The organism is Rothia sp. CCM 9419 (assembly GCF_048512815.1).
Lineage (GTDB): Bacteria > Actinomycetota > Actinomycetes > Actinomycetales > Micrococcaceae > Rothia.
The window spans coordinates 1-14807 of sequence record NZ_JBLXXY010000002.1 but is presented as its reverse complement, the minus strand read 5'-3'; the positions used below and the strand labels follow the sequence as shown (position 1 = coordinate 14807).

General features: G+C 47.6%; 14 protein-coding genes and 1 rRNA gene. All 15 read right to left on the bottom strand.

All coding sequences use genetic code 11. The features are described from left to right. Positions 1–6: 6 nt before the first annotated feature. Entirely contained in the window at positions 7–1155 is a 1149-nt protein-coding gene (locus ACN08W_RS02065) for a prephenate dehydrogenase (RefSeq protein ID WP_419108666.1), read from the bottom strand. 15 nt (positions 1156–1170) lie between these two features. Next, entirely contained in the window at positions 1171–2151 is a 981-nt protein-coding gene (locus ACN08W_RS02060) for a pseudouridine synthase (protein ID WP_419108665.1), read from the bottom strand. 103 nt (positions 2152–2254) lie between these two features. Then, positions 2255–3079: an SMC-Scp complex subunit ScpB gene (gene scpB, locus ACN08W_RS02055; protein ID WP_419102973.1), complete on the bottom strand. Its 825-nt coding sequence runs from the start codon at positions 3077–3079 to the stop codon at positions 2255–2257. A 2-nt stretch (positions 3080–3081) separates the two neighbouring features. After that, the gene (locus ACN08W_RS02050) at positions 3082–3951 is read right to left on the bottom strand and encodes a segregation and condensation protein A (protein ID WP_419106791.1); all 870 of its coding nucleotides are present in this window, start codon (positions 3949–3951) and stop codon (positions 3082–3084) included. A 108-nt stretch (positions 3952–4059) separates the two neighbouring features. Then, the gene (locus ACN08W_RS02045; protein WP_419102971.1) at positions 4060–4926 is read right to left on the bottom strand and encodes a ParA family protein; all 867 of its coding nucleotides are present in this window, start codon (positions 4924–4926) and stop codon (positions 4060–4062) included. Between the two features lie 70 nt (positions 4927–4996). Further along, positions 4997–5971, bottom strand: a complete 975-nt coding sequence (xerD, locus tag ACN08W_RS02040) for a site-specific tyrosine recombinase XerD (RefSeq protein WP_419106789.1) — start codon at positions 5969–5971, stop codon at positions 4997–4999. Between the two features lie 12 nt (positions 5972–5983). Further along, a complete protein-coding gene (locus ACN08W_RS02035) occupies positions 5984–6670 on the bottom strand; it encodes an NUDIX domain-containing protein (protein WP_419108664.1) in 687 nt (228 codons plus the stop codon). 155 nt (positions 6671–6825) lie between these two features. Next, the gene (locus tag ACN08W_RS02030; RefSeq protein ID WP_419102968.1) at positions 6826–8508 is read right to left on the bottom strand and encodes a CTP synthase; all 1683 of its coding nucleotides are present in this window, start codon (positions 8506–8508) and stop codon (positions 6826–6828) included. Between the two features lie 29 nt (positions 8509–8537). Beyond that, positions 8538–10265, bottom strand: a complete 1728-nt coding sequence (gene recN / locus ACN08W_RS02025; RefSeq protein WP_419108663.1) for a DNA repair protein RecN — start codon at positions 10263–10265, stop codon at positions 8538–8540. 15 nt (positions 10266–10280) lie between these two features. Continuing rightward, positions 10281–11240 carry an NAD kinase gene (locus ACN08W_RS02020; protein WP_419102966.1) on the bottom strand — a complete coding sequence of 320 codons (960 nt, stop codon included), beginning with the start codon at positions 11238–11240 and terminating at the stop codon, positions 10281–10283. 47 nt (positions 11241–11287) lie between these two features. Further along, positions 11288–12016, bottom strand: coding sequence for a TlyA family RNA methyltransferase (locus ACN08W_RS02015; protein ID WP_419108662.1), 729 nt, complete (start codon positions 12014–12016; stop codon positions 11288–11290). Continuing rightward, on the bottom strand, positions 12013–12210 hold the full coding sequence (locus tag ACN08W_RS02010) for a hypothetical protein (protein WP_419102964.1): 198 nt from the start codon (positions 12208–12210) through the stop codon (positions 12013–12015). The genes ACN08W_RS02015 and ACN08W_RS02010 overlap by 4 nt, the downstream gene beginning before the upstream one ends. Next, the gene (locus ACN08W_RS02005) at positions 12197–13192 is read right to left on the bottom strand and encodes an HAD-IIA family hydrolase (protein ID WP_419108661.1); all 996 of its coding nucleotides are present in this window, start codon (positions 13190–13192) and stop codon (positions 12197–12199) included. The genes ACN08W_RS02010 and ACN08W_RS02005 overlap by 14 nt, the downstream gene beginning before the upstream one ends. A gap of 1 nt (position 13193) precedes the next feature. Beyond that, the gene (locus tag ACN08W_RS02000; protein ID WP_419108660.1) at positions 13194–14438 is read right to left on the bottom strand and encodes a hypothetical protein; all 1245 of its coding nucleotides are present in this window, start codon (positions 14436–14438) and stop codon (positions 13194–13196) included. Between the two features lie 194 nt (positions 14439–14632). Beyond that, a 5S ribosomal RNA gene (gene rrf, locus ACN08W_RS01995) occupies positions 14633–14749 on the bottom strand. Positions 14750–14807 lie beyond the last annotated feature (58 nt).

The following is a 14807-nucleotide window of genomic DNA, read 5'->3' as shown; positions in this document are numbered from 1 at the left end:
TCATCTTTATCGAACGACTTTCCAGCCGGCGTTCGTCAAATCTTCAACTAGTTTTTCATGCTCATTAGGGTTGACCGAAAGCTCTACCATGCCAACCGGCTGCCCTGGAGAATGTTCAAGACGTAAGTCCTCAATGTTCACACCCAACTCACCAATTTCTTGTAAGAGTTGAGCGATAGTCCCAGGAGTGTCTTCAACCAATACTACAATCTGTGAGAACGCAGAAGGCGCACCCCCATGTTTTCCGGGGATACGTGCCACACCAGCATTACCATCACGTATCATCTGCGCGATACTCAAGCGAGCGCCCTGCACCTGAGGGTTTTCAAGACTACAAATGATTCGGTCTAGTTCTTGACGTATCTCGTGCAGTGTTTCACGGACAGGCTCAGCGTTAGCTGCCAGAATCTGCGTCCATAAGGTTGGTTCAGACCCTGCGATACGAACGGTGTCTCGTAAGCCCTGTCCTGCTAAAGATAGTGCGTGTAGGGGTGTTTCCTGTAGTCGGGAAGCAAGTAGAGAACTCATAACCTGTGGCACGTGTGAAATACGTGCCACAGCGCGGTCGTGTTCTTGAGCGTCCATGGTTGTCACGATGGAGCCAAGCTCTGCACCTAAGTGGTGAGCAATTCTGATAGATTCTTCGGAAGAATCTTGGTGTGGGCAGATGACAAAGGGGCGTGAGGTAAAGAGTTCTGCACGTGCAGCAACAGGCCCTGAACGTTCTCGTCCTGCCATGGGGTGTGCGCCCACATAACGGTGTGCCTCTGTCGAAGAGGCAAGAACGGCTTGGGCAATAGGTGCTTTGACAGAGGCAAGGTCTATTACCGTTGCGTCAGGCCATTGTTGTAGTTGTTCGATGACGATGTGTGCTACAACATCGGGCGGAGCAGCGACCACCACAAGTTGTGGTGCTTCAGGTAGCAGTTGTGCAAGTTCTGAGCTCTCAAGTCCGCGTTCTTGAGCACGTTTGTGAACAGATATTCCTGCGCCTATGTCTTCAGCAATGGCTTCTACCGTAGGAGAGACGTCTACGAGGTAGACGTCTCTGCCTTGAGTACGAAGGCAGAGCCCTACGGATGCCCCCAGCAGTCCGGTTCCGATAATAAGAACTGGCGGCTGTGGGTACGTCCCGGTATGAGGTGATATGCTCATCGTTTTTTCTCTTGTTTAGAGGCCTACGGAAGCGAGGAGCTGGCCAATTTCGACTTTGGAGAGGTTGCGGATCGTTCCTTGTTTTTGGGAGCCAATACGTACGGGGCCCATTTGTACACGAACGAGTTTCTCTACTGGGTATCCTGCGGCGTCGAATAGACGGCGTACGATACGGTTTTTACCGGAGTGGATTGTTACTTCAATGAGGACGTGTCCGGGGGTAGAGTCTACAAGTTTGAAGCTATCTACTCGTGAGACGCCGTCTTCAAGACGAATGCCCTTTTTCATGTGTGCGCCCACGCCAGATTCTACAGGTCCATGAACTTGCACCAAATAGGTTTTAGGAATCTCATAGCTAGGATGTGTCAGACGGTTTGTTAGTTCACCGTCGTTGGTCAGCAGTAAGAGCCCTTCAGTTTCTACGTCAAGACGGCCAACATGGAATACGCGTTGGCTCATCGAGGAACGTAGGAAGTCATTGATGCAGGGGCGACCGTCAGGGTCTTCCATGGTAGAAACAACACCGGCAGGTTTGTTTAATGCCATGTAGATTTTACGTTCGTCAGTTTGAATGGTAATTCCGTCAACACGGATGCTAACTTCTTCAGGATTGACGCGCACGCCGAGTTCGGTCACGAGTTCGTCGTTGACGGTGACACGGCCTTCAGTAATCATTTGTTCGCAGACGCGACGGCTTGCAACGCCGGCTTGAGCCATCACTTTTTGTAGTCGTACGCCGTCTTGTTCGTAAAATTCGTAGTGGTCTACGGGTTCTGCACGGGGACGGCGGGGGCGGTGGGGTCCGGCGTAGTTGGAGTTATTACGTTGTGGTCTGTATTCTCCACGTTCTTGTGCGAACGGTTTTCCAGAACGGAAACGTTTTCCGCCATTACCTTTACCGCCTTTGGGGATTCCACCTTTGCGGTGGGTGGTTCCCCGATTATTTTTAGCGCCGGATCGGTTCTGTGAACGGCCGGATGGTTTCTGTGCACTCATGTGTTTTCTCCTGTTTGTGCTGTAGTAGCACGTAGTGTGTTGAGTTTTTCTGTTCGAGTTGAAGAGTCTTTATCCGTGTTGAGATAGGAGTCTGTTCTGCTCGTTAAAAGTTTTTTGTTGCTATTTCTAGGTCGTCTTCATCGGGTAAGTATGGGGCGAGGGGTGGTAATTCGTCCAAAGAATCTAGTCCAAGTTTTTCAAGGAAAAGTTCTGTAGTGATGTATTGTTGCGCCCGTGTGTGAGGTTCTGGTGTTGTTTCGACGATAAGCTCTCGTTGGAGAAGGGTTCGCACTGCAGAATCAGCGTTAGCTCCTCGAACACTTGTAATGTACGCTCGCGTAACAGGCTGCTGATAGGCGATGACTGCAAGTGTTTCCATCACGGCTTTAGGCAATTTTGAGTTTGCTTTTGAGCCGATAAAACGCCCTACCCAAGGGCTAAAATCTGCGCGTGAGTAGATACGCCATCCTCCTGCTACACGTCGGAGTTCTAGCCCGCGAGGTTCGTGCACGATATCTTGTTCAACATAACCATTATATTCTCGATATAGCTGGTCTAAAGCGTTATCTATAGCGTCTTCCGGTAAGAGTAAAGCTTCTGATAGTTCTCGAGTTCGTACCGGTTTTTGTGCGATGAGGAGGATAGCTTCGATGGCAGCTTTAGCGCCTCCCGGTTGAAGTTCAACGCGTGGGATGTCCTCATCGTTGAGAATAACAACAGGTTTCTGTTGGGTTTTTTGTGTTGCGTATTCTTCAGCTTTTTCAGGTTCTTCCCACGGGTTTTCAGGAGCTTCAACGCTCTTTTGAATATCTGAAAAGTTGTATTGTTCTTCTTCATGGTCTTGGTCGTCTTCGGGGTTCCATGCACCAGAATTGAGAAGTTCAAGGTCGGAGGCAGTGTAATCGTATTCTTCTGGGTATTCAGACATTTTCATTGCTCCTGCGCTATGGGTGTGCACGTTGTTTTTTCGCGGGTGTATTGCGCTGTTACACGAATCGTTCCTAGAGGTTTTTCTTGGTGTAGAGCAATGGCTCCTTGCTGGTATAGCCCAAGAAGAGCCAGAAAACGAACGATAGCTATCTCATAGACATTGGTACCTTGTAAAAGTTCGAGGAAAGATATTTCTTCGCCGTCTTGTAGGCGTTCTTTAATATGTTCTTCTTCTGCGGCAATGGTCGTGAGAGGTTCTTGTAAATGTTCGGTGTTGACGGTTGGTTCTGGTGTATGAACTGTTTCTAACTCTTTGAGCTTTAATGCTCGAGCAGCAATGCGCGCAAATTCTTCGATGCCAGTGTTAAAAACAAGTTCGGGGAGAACCTTTACAAGATGAGGTTCGAGGGCGACTTCTCGAGCAAAGCGGTGTGATTCTTGCTCGTATCTGGTGTTCAAGTATTCTGAGACTTCTCGATAGGCACGGTATTGCAAGAGTCGTGCGAAGAGTAAGTCTCGAGCTTCTAATAAGGCTGCATCATAGTTATTTTCAGCGGTGGTATCGCGTGGTAATAGTCGGGAAGCTTTGAGCTCTAGAAGTGTTGCTGCAGTAACCAAAAAATCGCTGGCGGTATCTAACGCCTGAGGATGGTGTTGCTGGTAAAGAGCCGAAATATACTCCATAAATTCATCGGTCACTTCAGATAAAGCAATATCTGTGATGTCGAGTTTACGGCGAGTAATCAGGGAGAGTAAAAGGTCAAACGGCCCTTCAAAGTTCTCAAGAGTAAGGTTGAAGGGTGTCGGTGTTCTCTCGTCTGAGGTAGTGGATGTCGGTGCCATCACGGCAGCGACCGGCTCTGTCGTCATAGATGTAGCAGGTCCTTCTTAAAAAGATATAGGTTGATGTCCTTACCACGATTCTGCCGTAGAACAGAAGAAAAGTGCAAGGGTATGAGCGGGTAGCTTTGCCCACGTTTAGGCGGCACCACCACGGCTGATCAGTTCACGTGCTAATTGGCGGTAGGCTTCTGCCCCCGGATGGGTCGCAGCATACGACAAAATAGGTTCTGCAGAAACGCTTGCATCAGGGAATTTAACGGTTCGTTTAATGACGGTATCGAAAACTTTGTCTCCAAAGGCGTCAATAATACGAGCGAGCACTTCTTTAGAATGCAAGGTACGCGAATCAAACATAGTTGCGAGAACACCGTCAATTTGAAGTTTAGGATTGAGGCGCTCTTGCACTTTCTCGATAGAATCCACCAATAAGGCGACCGCGCGCAGGGCGAAGAACTCACAAATAAGAGGAATGATGACGCCGTCACTGGCTGTAAGCGCATTGACAGTTAAAAGACCAAGAGAAGGCTGACAATCAATCAGAATAACATCGTATTCATGAGCCACTTTGCGTAGAGCACTAGCTAAGACTTGTTCACGAGCGACTTCGTTCACGAGCTGAACTTCAGCCGCAGAAAGGTCAATATTTGCAGGGAGTAAGTCAATATTTTCGACGTTGGTGCTTTGAATAACCTCGCGAATATCAACGTTACGGTCCATCATGACGTTATATACCGTTAGGTCTAGCTCGTGTGGATTAGCACCAAAACCGGCTGATAGTGCGCCTTGTGGGTCAAAATCAACGAGTAGGACGCGTCGCCCGCATTCGGCAAGAGCCGCGCCAAGGTTAATAGTTGAGGTGGTTTTACCAACCCCACCTTTTTGGTTCACCATAGAAATAATACGAGCTGGGCCGTGGGTTTGCAGTGGCGCAGGATCAGGGTATGTCCGCAAAGGACGACCTGTTGGACCAGTCTGTGAATGATCATCAAAAGATTTATTCATGTGCATTACCTTTATGAAACCGAAAATTGTTCTCTCTCTAGAGTACAGCCTAGAGTCAAATTATCTCTGGTTAAAGAGCTCGTGGATGAGTTGCAGCGAAGACTTCGCGTAACGTTTCTGCCGTAACTTTAGTGTAAATCTGGGTTGTTGTCAGTGAAGCATGACCTAAAAGTTCTTGAACAACACGGATATCTGCTCCACCTTCTAACAGATGCGTAGCATAAGAATGCCTGAGTGTGTGCGGAGAAATATCTGAAACGATACCCGAGCGTTCTGCAGCGCTCTTAATCATGAGCCATGCTCCTTGACGCCCTAAACGTCCACCGCGAGCGTTCAAAAATAGTGCGGGGGTTCCTTTGCCCTGCTGAGCAAGTATGGGGCGAGCGCGCACCAAATATTCTTCTATGGCTTGTACGGCATACGAACCAACAGGAACGATTCTTTCTTTCGATCCTTTGCCCCATAACCTTACCATGCCAGTACGCTGTTTCTGTTCAGAAGTATCTACAGTGGGCTCTTGCAGAGAAATATCGTCGAGGTCAAGGGCAAGGACCTCCGAAATACGTGCCCCTGTGGAATATAGAAACTCTAAGACGGCGCGGTCACGAAGACCTGTGGTGGACTGTTTATCGGGGCTTTCTAGAAGAGCTTTAACTTCTTCATAAGAAATACCTTTAGGTAGTCTTGACGCGATTTTAGGTGGTTGAATATGAGATGCGGGGTCGTCTTTTGTGGTGTTTTCTTTAAACCAAAAACGGTGTAGTCCTCTCACCGCAACAACAGCTCTTGCTACGCTACGTACGCTGAGCGGTTTCTGTTCTGGAGAGTCTCTGGTTGCAAGCTCGGTGACAAAATCACGGATGTGTTTTGAGGTGATGGCGTGAGGAGAAATGATTGCGTTCTGCGTCAAAAATGTTTCGTATCGTTGTAGATCACGCCGATAGGACTCCACCGTATTTTTACTCAGGGATCGTTCGATAGTGAGAAATTGCAGATATTGTTCTATGCCACGATGTACAGCTGTTGGTGTTGAAGGTGTTGTCATAGAAATATAATCTTATGATTTTTCTGCTGGGCTGATAGGCCCGATGTAATCTTTTCTTCTGTACCGAGGATGCGCTTCAAATGGTGCGTGAGCAGAATAAAGATGAGCAAAATTCTGTTGATGGGCTACATAGGTAGCAAGAATCGCGTTGGTCGCACTAGGATTGTGTATTCTGCCGGAGAGGACGGCCGTAACCGCGTCGTCAAGGTTGACCCAACGCATCACAATCTCAGATTCTTCATCTTCTCGAATATGCTGGTGTTCTTGATCAATAGGGGTAATATCTCGTGCTAAGAATACTCGGCAGGTTTCGGTACTTCCTCCTGGAGAATTATAGAACTCCATTAACGTATCCCATTGTTTGGCTCTCAGAAAAGCTTCTTCAGCGAGTTCTCGTTGTGCCGCTTCGAGAGGAGTTTCTCCTGCCACATCTAATAGTCCAGCAGGTATTTCCCAAAGGTTCGCACGCACGGGGTGACGGTATTGACGAATCAGAAGAATTTGGTGTTCTTCATTCAATACTGCAATCGCAACAGCACCCGGGTGGTCTAAGAAGTCCCGTTCAAAGGGTATTGATTCTTCGGTGAGAGAGACGCTTTCTCTCACAACATCCCAGATACGACCACCGCAGAGGAGTTCTCGCCGGTGCAGGGGGCGTGGATCGATATCATCGGTCAGCTCTTCTGACGAGAGATGCATGATGGAACCTTCCTGATATTGTCTCAAACATATATCATGTCTACAACCGAGGTATACGGTACAACTATCGATAATAGACAAGATACAGAAAGTCGGGTGCCAGAGTGTTTTTCTCCAGTACCCGACTTTCTTACCTCAGGTTTTTTATTACCCCGTTATTTTGCACGTTGTGCAAGCGCTGCCCTAATTAGACCAACAAACAATGGGTGTGGTCGTGTTGGGCGAGAACGGTATTCGGGGTGTGCCTGCGTTGCGACGTAATAAGGATGTACATCTTCAGGGAGTTCAACGTATTCTACGAGATTTCCGTCAGGAGATACACCACTGATAACAAGTCCAGCCTTTTCTAGCTGTTCACGATATTCGTTGTTAACTTCGTAACGGTGGCGGTGACGTTCTGAAACTTCAGTAGCACCGTAGGTCTTCGCCACGACAGAATCAGCGTTTAAAGTTGCGGGGTAAAGGCCAAGGCGCATCGTTCCGCCAAGGTCTCCGGCGCCCTCAACAAATTGTTGTTGTTCTTTGATAGTGGCGATGAGCGGTGATGGTGTTTCAGGATCAAATTCTGTTGATGATGCGTCACGAATTTCTAGCACATTGCGCGCGTATTCAATCACCATTGACTGTAGACCTAGGCAAATGCCTAATGTTGGAATGTGATGTTCACGCGCATATTTGAGTGCCCCAATTTTACCGTCAAGACCACGAATACCAAAACCACCAGGAACGAGGACTGCGTCCATCTCACGTAGTTGGTGTGCAGCATCTTCGTCAGTGGCGCAGAGGTCAGCCGCTACCCATTTGACGTTCACTTTAGCGTTGTTTGCAAAGCCTCCAGCGCGTAGCGCCTCAGAGACAGAAAGATACGCGTCAGGTAGGTCAATATATTTTCCGACGAGGGCAACATTAACCTCAGATTGAGGCTGGTGTACAGCGGTGAGAACTTTGTTCCATTCGGCAAAGTCAGCCTCTTGATAGTCAAGACCAAGATAATCAAGGATATAGGTGTCTAGCCCTTGGCTGTGAAGAGTTTTAGGGATGTCATAGATGCTAGGCGCATCAGCGCAAGAGATAACTGCTTCAGGGTCAACATCGCAAGCGTTCCCAATTTTCTTCTTATGAGATTCTGGAACTTCTCGTTCGCATCGAAGGACGAGCCCATCAGGAATAATACCCAAACCACGAAGCGCAGCAACTGAATGCTGAGTAGGTTTAGTTTTGAGTTCTCCGGAAGGCCCAATAAAAGGCACTAAGGACACGTGTAGGAAGAAGACATTATTTCGTCCGACGTCTCGGCGAACTTGTCGGGCAGCTTCAAGGAATGGCTGAGATTCAATATCACCAACAGTTCCACCAATTTCAGTAATGATAATATCGGGTGCATCTTCGCGTGTTGCAGGTACTCTCATACGACGTTTAATTTCATCAGTGATATGAGGAATAACCTGAACGGTATCGCCAAGGTATTCACCGCGACGCTCTTTAGCGATAACGGTAGAATAGACTTGTCCGGTTGTTACGTTGGAAGACTGGTCGAGATTTTCGTCAAGGAAACGTTCGTAGTGACCGATGTCAAGGTCTGTTTCTGCCCCATCATCTGTTACAAAAACTTCTCCATGTTGGAAGGGGTTCATCGTACCGGGGTCTACGTTGAGGTAGGGGTCAAACTTTTGCATCGTCACGGATAGACCGCGAGAGCGTAGTAGACGCCCTAGAGAAGATGCTGAAAGTCCTTTACCGAGGGATGAAGCTACACCACCAGTCACAAAAATCTGATGTGTTACTTTGCCGTTATCTGAAGTCTTTTTTTCATTCGCCACGGAATTCCACCTTATCATTGATATTCTTCTGAGCCAACACCACTCACCTATTGCACGTGAGCAGGTCGTGAGATGTTCTTCCCATTTTTCAGCAGTTCTCTTGCATGTTCTTGAGCAGAGAGAGATTCGTCATGTCCGGCTAGCATACGAGCTAACTCTACGACACGTTCTTGTTCATCAAGCACTTTAACCTTCGATAGCGAAGCATCATCATTCTTCATCACAAGAATATGTTGATCAGCAAAAGCCGCAACTTGAGGCAAATGTGTGACCACCAGAACCTGAACATGTTGAGCGAGCATCGCTAGTCTCCGACCAATTTCGACGGCGGCTTTACCACCCACACCCGAGTCTACCTCGTCAAAAATAAAAGTAGGGACGGGGTCGACTTCTGCTAAGACAACTTCAAGCGCTAACATTACGCGAGAAAGTTCACCTCCAGAAGCACCTTTTCCTAAGGGACGAGCCGTAGCCTTCTCATGTGGCTTGAGTAAAAACTCAATAGTGTCTTTGCCAGAAGGCGTGAACTTTGCGCTCTCTTGAACGTCAACAACAAGTTCGGCATGAGGCATAGCTAAAGCGCTCAATTCCTCAGACACAGCATGAGCAAGTTTCTTCGCTGTACGCTGCCTGATCTGCAACATCTGCTCAGCTTGCCGTTGAAGACGTTCTCGAAGGTCTTGCAGTTCGTCTTCAAGCTCTTCAATACGGTGTGGATCATCGTTCAACGTCAAAAGACGTTCTTGAGATTCTTCTGCCCATTGAAGCACTTCAGCAATATCTGAGCCATATTTGCGAGTAAGAGTCTTCAGCTGAGCTAAGCGCTCTTGAACTTGTGCTAAACGCTGGGGGCCTTCACTATCTAAATTCGAGGTATAGGACGATAGCTCTTCAGCAATATCCGTAATCTGTATCAGCGCGTCATTGAGTCGTTGCACTAGCGCCGCCAGTTGCTCGTCTGAAGAAGATTCCACCTCTAAAGCAGAACGAGCTGTATCTAATAAGGCAAGAACGTTAGCGCTCTCAGATTCGAGGTATTCTGCTCCTGTTAAAGCTGCTAAAGCTGTCTGCGCGGCAGAACGTAAAGACTCAATATTTGTTAGTCTTAAACTTTCTTGAGCTAATTTTTCATCTTCACCAAGAAGAGGTTCTATTGCGTTAATTTCGTTTAAAGCGCTTTCTAATGTTTGCGCTTCAAGAGCTCTCTCACGAGTATTCTCGCGCACTTGACGTAGCTCCGTTGCAATATGGCGATAACGCTCATAATGCTGCTGATAATCGCGTTGTATATTAGACAGCTCATCACCAGCATAAGAGTCAAGGGCTCGTCGTTGCTCTGCAGAAGATTTCAAACGAATCTGGTCCGATTGTCCGTGCACCGCCACAAGGGTTTGACCAATTTCCGCTAATTTTCCGATAGGTGCAGAACAACCGCCAACATGAGCACGTGAACGTCCTTGAGCAGAGACAGTACGAGCCAATAACAATTCGCACTGGTCTTGATCAATATGGTCGAAACTACCTCCAGCGTCTTCTGCTAGAGCAAGAGCTTTATGGTTTTTAGGCAAACGCATCACGGCTTCAGCTAAAGCGTTCTTCGCACCGCTTCGTACCGTTCCAGCGTCACTACGTGCACCAAGTAACATGCCGAGGGCAGTAACAACCATTGTTTTACCGGCTCCAGTTTCGCCAGTCAACACAGAAAACCCCGGTTCTAGCGGCAGGCGAGCATCAGTAATAACACCCACGTCACGCAGATGAATCTCTTCAATCATAAAATAGTGTCTCTCTTATTCTTGGGATGCTTTTTCATCATGGATTGCGTTATAGGGTCCACGCCAACCGCGAATAGGAAGTTCAAATTTTGCGACAAGACGTTCGGAGAATGGTGCGGTATGTATTCGTGCTAGACGAACGTACTTATCTGATCGTGATACTTCGACTCGTGCACCAGCGGGTAAATCAATAGTTCGGCGTCCATCACACCACAATACGCCGGTCACCCCATTATGAGGCAACAATTCAACGGCAAGCAAAGAAGTCGGCGCGGTCACGAGAGGACGGGAGAAAAGAGCATGTGCAGATAACGGTACGATAAGCATTGCTTCCACTTCTGGCCATACGATAGGTCCGCCACCAGAGAAAGCATAAGCTGTTGAGCCGGTTGGTGTTGCCATAACAACCCCGTCGCACCCAAAGGTGCTCAACGGACGTTTGTCGACTTCGATAACTACCTCAATCATTTTTGCGCGGTTACTTTTTTCAACACTTGCTTCGTTCAGAGCCCATGTTTCGACTAATTTTTGATGCCCGTGCCATGCTTTTACCTCAATAGCCATGCGTTCTTCGACGGTGTAGTTATTTTCAACGATGCATTGCACGGTCTCTTGAAGATCAGATTCTTCAGATTCGGCTAGAAAGCCAACATGCCCGAGGTTAACACCAACGAGGGGAATATCTGTATGACGTACTTTCTCTGCTGCACGCAGAATAGAGCCGTCGCCACCAAGGACAATCCCTAGTTCAACGTCAACGAGTGCTACTGCTTCACGAGCAACCGCGACGGGTACGGGGTCTTGCCACCCCTCAACGAGACATTCGAGGTCGCTACGTTCAAGGACGGGAATTAGCCCCGATTCGTGTAGCTGAGTGCATACGGTACGTGCCGCCCGTCGGGCTTCTTCACGTCCGGTATGTGCAAAGACGAGAATTTTTCGAGAAAAAGAGTTCTTTTGTGTTGAGGTGCTCACCTTATAAATCTTATGGCACTTTTGCGTTGAGGTTGAGCTAGCCTGCACTATTTAGTACACCAAAGGAAAAATTCTTGATTTCCGTCTTGTCCCGGTAATGGACTTTTTTCAAGACCGGCAATGTTAAGTCCGCAGCTTTTAGCGCTCAAAGAGACTTTTTCGATAGCTTCTTGGTGTGCTGTTGGATCGCTGACGACTCCCCCACGCCCAATTTTATGTTGGCCCACTTCAAATTGGGGTTTAATCATCAGCAGGAGGTCTCCACCCATTTTAGTTGCTTGGGCTAATGCCTCCATGACCAGGGTTAAAGAGATAAAAGAGAGGTCAGAAACAGTAAGATCTACTGCTCCTCCGATATCTTCTAAACGTAAATATCTAACGTTCATCCCCTCATAGACACTAACGCGTGGGTCTTCTCGTAGTTCAGGAACGAGCTGGTTATGTCCTACGTCAACTGCGGCAACGTGCGCTGCACCTTGTTGGAGTAAGACATCTGTAAATCCTCCGGTAGAGGCCCCAGCATCAAGACAGTATTTGCCAGTGACTCTAACGTCAGAGAAGATTTTTAATGCGCCCATCAGTTTATGTCCTGCTCGGGACACATATTGGGTATGCTCACTATCGTGCACCGTAAGAGTGTCCTGAGGTAGCACGTCGTAGGAACTTTTTGTGACGATGACGCCGTTGACCGACACGAAACTATCGTGAATGAGTTTCTGAGCGAGAGTCCGTGATCGAGCTAAGTTACGGTTCACGAGTTCTTTATCGAGTCTCACTCTAAAGAGTCACCCTTTTGAAGATAGTCCTCTAACCCGTTAATCAGGGACCAAAGTTCTTGAGTTTTTTGGTCCATGGTATCTAGAGTCTCGGCCTGTTCTAGCTGATAGATAAAATGTTCTAGGTAGGAAGAATCTAATCTTTCAGTTTCTTCCTCTGAGGAAAGTTTGTCGCGTGCATTATCGTTTGTCACGAATAATTTCTTCCGGTTGGCAGCTTTCTTTTTGTTGTGGATGCGCTGCCCACCATGCAGCACAAGCTACTCGCCATGCGTTAAGTTCTTCTCCATGACCGGTCACGGTGAGGGTCTCACCCTCGGTTACAGCAGAGTATCCTGCACCGTCAGCCCTGTAGAGGCCCTCGGTAACGTTAATATTTATTGTTGGATATTCTGTGAAGAAGTCGTTTAATGTGGCCAGAATATAGTCTGGACGGTCTTGAACTGGCGCCTGCAGAATACTTTGATAGCTTTCTACGCCGGTCAGAACGCAAGCAGTTGCCATACCGGCTTTATTTCCACCGCGAATATCGGTGTCAAGACGGTCTCCTACAACAACTGGTGCGCTACTCTTGAGTTTTTGAGCTCCAGTTCTGAAGATTGCGGCTTCTGGTTTCCCTGCAATATATGGTGTTCTACCCGTTGCTTTAGCAACGGCATAGACTAGTGTGCCATTGCCGGGGGCCATTCCACGGGCTTGTGGAATAGTCCAGTCAGTGTTGGTTGCAATCCACAGAATTTCTGGGTCCGCTAGGGTAAAGGATGCTTCGGCTAAGTTTTCCCATACCATTTTTGGGTTAAAACCTTGAACAACAGCTTGAGGATTTTCTGTCTGGTGGTAAACCGCTTTAAAACCTGCTGCTTCAACACAGTCTGCAAGATCTTGAGTTCCTGTAATCAGAACTTTTGCCCCTGTTTTAAGGTGTTCTCGTAAGAGTTCTGCTGCAGCTTGTGCAGAGCTAACAATACGTTCTGCTGAGGTGTCTACCCCTAGAGAGCGTAAGTGTTCTGCAATGGTTTCGACGCTTCGTGAAGCATTATTTGTCACAAATGCGACAGGTACACCTTCGTTTTCTGCACGGTTAAGCGCTTGAGGTGCGCCGTCAATTGCATGCGGGCCAGCGTAGACGACGCCATCAAGGTCGCTCAGAATAGCATCATGTTTTTTGATTAACATACTATGCTTCTTTGGATGTTTTATCGGTAGTTTTCTCGTCGGCTACAGAAGATTCTTCTTCAGCCGGTGATTCTTCAGTAGATGCTAAGTCAGTCTCTTCTATAGTGTCTTCTTCAGTAGGTGCTTGTGATGTCGAGTTTTCAGCTTGGGATTCTAATTCACTAATATCTACTGAAGGTTCTTCTGGTTCAAGGAGTTCTTCTTCGGTGAAAATGTCAAAAATTTCAGGCTCTACGAAGTTTCCTTGGCCTAAAGCTGCTTCGGTCATGAAAGCAAGACGATTCCAGCGTGCTGCTTCTTTACCTCGTCCAGCTTCTTCGAGAAGATTCGCGTATGCGGAGAAGAGACGTGGACTGTATTCGAATCCACGTTTGCTGTTCAGCTCGGGGATTTCTAGTGCTTTCATTGCATCTTGCAAGTTGCCTTGATCATGATGAATACCTGAAAGTACAAGAGCGATTTCGACGCGAGTTGCAGGTTGTAAGTCTTGGTCGAAGCGGAATTGTTCTGCCATTTCTAGGGCTTTATCGATACGTCCTAGAGCTCGTTCGCTGTCGATTAGTAACGCTAAATGTTGGTTGGAACCGCTGATACGACGGTGTGTGCGAAGTTCACGAAGGCATAAGTCATAGTTTTCAGCAACATATGCGGCGACTCCTGCTGCTTCACGCACTGTTCCAATACGTCCTGCACGGCGAGTAGCGGCAACGGCGTGTTCTAACGCGAATTGTGGATCAAGTTCGAGGTATCGTCCTGCCATAACAAGATGTTTTGCCACAACTTCGGCGTTATCTTTTTCGAGAGCTCGTAGCTCACGAAGGATGTATCCTTCAAGTTCACGACCGGTCACATCAGTGTCTAGCTCTGGAGCTTGTGGGCGTGCCGGACGGTAGCCTTCTTTACGGGCAAAACGCTCTTCACGCTGTTCTATTCCTCCACGGCGATGTCCACCTTGAGGTTTATTTTCGTTGTTATAGCGTCGTCCGCCTTTGTTACGGTCTTGGTAGGAACGTTCAGAGCGGTTATTATCGCGGGAAGGGCGACGGGCTGAAGAAGAACGTTCTGTATCTTTTGAGTAGCGTTTTTCTCCGTCACGACCACGGTCATTAAACTTTTTGTGGTTGCCAAAGCTCTTTGTGTATTCTCCACGAGAAGCAGAACGCTGACGGTCAGGTCGTTGAGCTTTTCCTCCTTGATCTTTTCGATCGTTGTTCTGGCGCGCGTCACGGCGGGAGTAGTCAGACAAATTATGCTCCTCTATTATTGTGAAGATGATTCACGTTATGGCGTTGAATATATAGTTTATCGAGGTATTTCAGGATGAGCTATCGACACATCAAAAGTGTTGATGCGTTTTCTCTTACACGTTACTCAATATAGGTAACAAAAAAGGAGGATTTCTACCAGTTTTACCTGGAAGAAATCCTCCTTCAAATAATAATGCGGCAACAACCTACTCTCCCACACCGTCCCCAGTGCAGTACCATCGGCTCGGTAGGTCTTAGCTTCCGGGTTCGGGATGGAACCGGGCGTTTCCCCTACGATATAATCACCGCAAATCTATTTAATAATCAATACCTGCAAAAGTTTTATAACTCTTGTGGTTTGTTATTAG